The organism is Gordonibacter sp., assembly GCF_036667095.1.
Classification (GTDB): Bacteria; Actinomycetota; Coriobacteriia; order Coriobacteriales; family Eggerthellaceae; genus Gordonibacter.
The window spans coordinates 1-1030 of the sequence record NZ_JAVWUP010000392.1 but is presented as its reverse complement, the minus strand read 5'-3'; the positions used below and the strand labels follow the sequence as shown (position 1 = coordinate 1030).

3 protein-coding genes are annotated in these 1030 nt (G+C 57.2%); all 3 read left to right on the top strand.

Annotated features, from left to right (window positions below; all coding sequences use genetic code 11):
• Positions 1-253: hypothetical protein (locus tag RR842_RS14855; protein ID WP_332730345.1), on the top strand; the 253-nt coding region annotated here is incomplete at its 5' end.
• Between the two features lie 25 nt (positions 254-278).
• Complete coding sequence (gene mobC / locus RR842_RS14850) at positions 279-620, top strand: plasmid mobilization relaxosome protein MobC (RefSeq protein ID WP_332730344.1); 342 nt, start codon at positions 279-281, stop codon at positions 618-620.
• Between the two features lie 23 nt (positions 621-643).
• Positions 644-1030, top strand: a 387-nt coding sequence (locus tag RR842_RS14845) for a hypothetical protein (RefSeq protein ID WP_332730343.1), incomplete at its 3' end; no start/stop codon positions are given.

Genomic DNA, 1030 nt, shown 5'->3' with positions numbered 1-1030 from the left:
CCTGGCCGCCATGGCCCACATCGACGAAACGCCCGTGATCGTCTTGTCCTCGATGGCAAAGGATGGAAGCTTCCGTGGCAGCGCGCATATCTCCCACGCCGCCGACATCGCCCTGGTAATCAAGCCTTCTGCATCCAACAGTGCGCTGATGGCCTCCAAGCCCATCGACGTCGAAGTAGCAAAGAACCGCTCTGGACGCTCGGGCATGACCATTCAGCTTACTTACACGCCAGAGCTGCACTTGTTCAGTTAATCGGTATCTCGCAGAAAGGACCGCCATGTCGAATATGAACCGCATCAATATCCGCGTCACCCCCAGCGAGTACGGTCAGATCGCCTCACGCGCCAAGCAGGCAGGGTTCTCCATTTCCGAGTACCTGCGCCGCACAGCACTGCGCGAGCGCGACGGGCCCACGATCATCGTTGACGAAGGTGTGCTCAAGGACATGCTGCGCAACCTGAAGGGGGCCGCAACCAACCTCAACCAAATCGCCTACGTCGTAAATTCCAGGCACAAGCCCGAGGAGCTTCTCCCCGAGTTGCGCCACTCGCTTGCCCGCATCGAGGCAAGCTCAGATGCAATCACCAAACTTATCACAGACGCGCGAAACAGCATCTAGCTGCGCGCAGATTGGAGCCAAAAATGGCAGCAAACATGTACCTCACCGAAATCGCCAACCGCGATGTCGTGGAGTTTCCCAACGACTGGTTCGTCATCAACCCCGAAAGCGCAACGGCGGCGCATAGCGCGCATGTTATCGAAGTAAAGCACGGCGCTCGCTACAATACGCCCCACTTCCTCTATTACAGCGTAAATGACGCGCTTACAGCAGAAGAGGATGTGCTTGTTCGCAAGACTGCCGCTTCCATGTGGCCTAAGCTCTACCACATCATCGATATGGAGGTCGAGCCGGTCTACGGCAAAGATGGCTGCATCGAGAACTTGCATGAGGTAGCCGACGCTCCCTGCGTTGGCGTGTTCAAGCTCCCCGACCTGAGCGATAGCCCTTACGAAGACTATCCCTTCGAT

What these genes read in the sequence shown, in the direction of transcription:
- mobC (WP_332730344.1), top strand. Translation starts at nt 279, where the DNA reads ATGTCGAATATGAACCGCATCAATATCCGCGTCACCCCCAGCGAGTAC.